This window comes from Pseudomonas sp. P5_A2_2, from assembly GCF_054177685.1.
Genome location: NZ_JBGCUL010000557.1, coordinates 1 through 3,029, shown reverse-complemented (window position 1 = coordinate 3,029; position 3,029 = coordinate 1). Strand labels below are relative to the sequence as shown.

Annotated in this window: 4 protein-coding genes and 1 pseudogene; all 5 read right to left on the bottom strand. The window is 61.0% G+C overall.

Going from position 1 to position 3,029, the window contains the following annotated elements; translation table 11 throughout:
- Window positions 1-221 (bottom strand): annotated as a pseudogene (locus ACXRVY_RS22230) (PrkA family serine protein kinase); the annotation flags it as partial.
- 297 nt (window positions 222-518) lie between these two features.
- Window positions 519-848 (bottom strand): thiosulfate sulfurtransferase GlpE, encoded by a 330-nt coding sequence (gene glpE, locus ACXRVY_RS22225; protein WP_458238252.1) that lies wholly within the window; start codon window positions 846-848, stop codon window positions 519-521.
- Between the two features lie 33 nt (window positions 849-881).
- Window positions 882-1,763 (bottom strand): symmetrical bis(5'-nucleosyl)-tetraphosphatase, encoded by an 882-nt coding sequence (locus tag ACXRVY_RS22220; protein ID WP_458238251.1) that lies wholly within the window; start codon window positions 1,761-1,763, stop codon window positions 882-884.
- A complete protein-coding gene (gene apaG, locus ACXRVY_RS22215; RefSeq protein WP_223456948.1) occupies window positions 1,763-2,143 on the bottom strand; it encodes a Co2+/Mg2+ efflux protein ApaG in 381 nt (126 codons plus the stop codon). Before apaG ends, ACXRVY_RS22220 begins: the two co-directional genes overlap by 1 nt.
- Before the next feature lie 115 nt (window positions 2,144-2,258).
- Window positions 2,259-3,029, bottom strand: a 771-nt coding sequence (gene rsmA, locus ACXRVY_RS22210) for a 16S rRNA (adenine(1518)-N(6)/adenine(1519)-N(6))-dimethyltransferase RsmA (RefSeq protein WP_458238250.1), incomplete at its 5' end; no start/stop codon positions are given.

The window sequence follows — 3,029 nt, the reverse complement described above, 5'->3', positions numbered from 1 at the left end:
GCCGGATAGCGGCGGATCACCTTGTTGGAAAAGATTCGCGACAGTCTCGAGTTGGTCGAGGTGTCGAGCAGCTCCGGTTCTCCGATAGCCAGCAGCAGACGCTCGGCGGCGGAAACATAGGCGCTGCGGTCCTTTTTGCACAGCTCCAGGTACTCTTGCAGAGAGAGTTCTTCCTGGCGTGTGGACTCGAAGCGTTGTTGGAAGTGGCTAAAGATACTCATGACGTCACCTCGCTCGATACGTGGAGCCGACGCCGGATCACTCAGTCGATGCTGGCAGCAACCGAACAGGCGGTTGCTGTTTACCCCCCAGAACTCCCTCAAGGCTTACCGCCCCGAAAGCTACTCCCGATGACCCGTGCGCCGGTGTACCGGCTCTCCCCTGTTTTGGATGGCCTGCGCTTAAGGATAGTTGGGAATTCGGCAGGTAAAGGCTAGATGCGTAATTGTTTGTGGCAGACCGTTCGTCTGCCACCGCGCCAGCCCGCGTGAGCCGGGGCCTGCAACGTTACAAAAAAATTATTCGGGGGTGCCTTGCGCGGTTTCCGCAGGATACGTCGTACGCCACAACTCGAATCCGCCATCCATGCTGTAGACGTCGGAGAAGCCCTGGCTGATCAGGTAGGCGGCGGCGCCCTGGCTGGAATTGCCGTGATAGCAGACCACCACGGTCGGTGCGTCGAGGTTGGCACCCTGGATGAAAGCGTGCAGGGAATGATTGTCCAGATKCCTGGAGCCTGCGATGTGCAGGGCGGCAAAAGTGGCCGGGTCGCGGACGTCGACCACCACYGCGCCTTGTTCGCGCAGGGCTTGGGCCTGTTCCGGGGGGATACGTTTGAATTCGCTCATGGCGGGCTCCTGTGGCTCGGCTGAATGGGCAGTCTAGCGCGGGGCGCCGGCTGACGATATTTGGGGAATGGATAAGGCGACTGGCGGCACGGCATGACCGTGTTCGTCGCATTTGCAGGAAAGGCGCTCACCGCTGTCGACGTTCATCAGGGTCAGGGCGCCGCCCCAGACGCAACCGGTGTCGAGGGCCGAGATGCCTGGCTCGTCGCACTTGCCCTCCAGTGCTGCCCAGTGACCGAAGATGATTTTCACATCCCTGGTCTTGCGCTCCTTGTGCTGGAACCAGGGCTTGTAGCCAGCGGGCGCGGTATCGAGGCCTTCTTTGCTCTTGAGGTCGAGTTTGCCTYCGGCGGTGCAAAAACGCATGCGCGTGAAATAGTTGGTGATCACCCGCAGGCGCGTCACGCCTTTGAGGTCATTGTCCCATTTCGCCGGATCGTTGCCGTACATGCCATCGAGGTAAGACGGCAACAGGTTGTCGTCACGCAAGGCAGTCTCGACTTCGGCAGCGCACTTCAAGGCTTTGCGCAGCGACCACTGGGGTGGAATGCCGGCATGGACCAGTGCAATGTTGCGCTGTTCGTCGTAGTGCATGAGCTTTTGCTGGCGCAGCCATTCGAGCAGTTCGGCGCAATCCGGCGCTTCAACGATCTCGCGCAAGGTATCGGCCTTCTTCAGGCGTTCGATGTTGCGTCCGGCCGCCAGCAGGTGCAGGTCGTGGTTGCCGAGCACGCACACCAGCGATTCGCGAATGCTGTAGAGGAAGCGCAAGGTTTCCAGAGACTGCGGGCCGCGGTTGACCAGGTCGCCTACCAGCCACAGACGATCCCGTTGTGGGTCGAACGCCACTTGTTTGAGCAGGCATTGCAGGGCTTGAAGGCAGCCTTGCAGGTCGCCAACAGCGTACGTTGCCATCAGTGCAGGGCTCCGGGCACCGCCAGGCGGAAGGGCGCGATGATGGCATCGAAATGTTTGCCGTCGTCGGAAAGCATCTGATAGGTGCCTTGCATGGTGCCGACCTTGGTGGTCATGACCGTGCCGCTGCTGTAGGTGTGGCTCTTGCCGGGGTCGATCAACGGCTGCTGACCTACCACGCCTGCGCCGCGCACTTCTTCGACATGCCCGTTACCATCGGTGATGACCCAGTGCCGTGAAAGCAGTTTGGCGGGCAACTGGCCATTGTTTTGCACGGTGATGGTGTAGGCGAAGGCAAAGCGGTCGTGCTCGGGTTGCGATTGTTCTGCCAGATAGCGGGTGACGACGCTGACGTCGACCTGATAACGAGGATCGGACATGCAAGGGGCCTTAAAAACGAAGCGGGACGCGGGGCGTAGCTGATGGAGTTCAGTCTAGGCCAAGTATCGGGTAGTAGACCAGAGTGGCGTCCTACCCGATAGCGCTCATCGCCTGTCAGTCAGCGATAGGCTTTTGTGACGCTTGCTCGCTGAGCTTGTCGGCCAGGCGCACGAAGGCGGCCAGGTCGAGTTGCTCGGGACGCAGGCTGCCATCGACACCGGCGGCTTCGATTTCGTCATTGCTCAGCAGCAGCTTGAGGGTATTGCGCAGGGTTTTGCGGCGCTGGTTGAAGGCCTCGCGCACGACGCGCTCCAGCAAGCGGTGGTCCTTGGCCGGGTGCGGCAGTACCGCGTGGGGCACCAGGCGCACGATGGCCGAGTCGACTTTCGGCGGCGGGTTGAATGCCCCCGGGCCAACGTTGAACAGGTGCTCGACCCGGCAGTGGTACTGGACCATGATCGACAAGCGGCCCCAGTCACCACCACCAGGGCCGGCCGCCAGGCGCTCGACCACTTCCTTTTGCAGCATGAAGTGCATGTCGCGAATCAGATGCGAGTTGTGCAACAGGTGAAAAATCAGCGGCGTGGAGATGTTGTACGGCAGGTTGCCGACCACCCGCAGGCTACCTGGCGCGGCATTCAGGCTATTGAAGTCGAACTTCAGTGCATCGCCCTGATGCAGATTGAAGTTGCTCTTGCCGGCAAACTGCTGGTTGAGGATCGGGATCAGGTCCTTGTCCAGCTCCACCACGTCGAGTTGCGCGCCGCTGCTGAGCAGGCCTTGGGTCAGTGCGCCCTGGCCCGGGCCGATTTCCAGCAGGCGGTCGTCGCTCTTGGCATGGATGGAACGCAGGATGCGGTCGATAACGCCAGCATCGTGCAGGAA

What these genes read in the sequence shown, in the direction of transcription:
- apaG (WP_223456948.1), bottom strand. Translation starts at nt 2,143, where the DNA reads ATGTCCGATCCTCGTTATCAGGTCGACGTCAGCGTCGTCACCCGCTAT.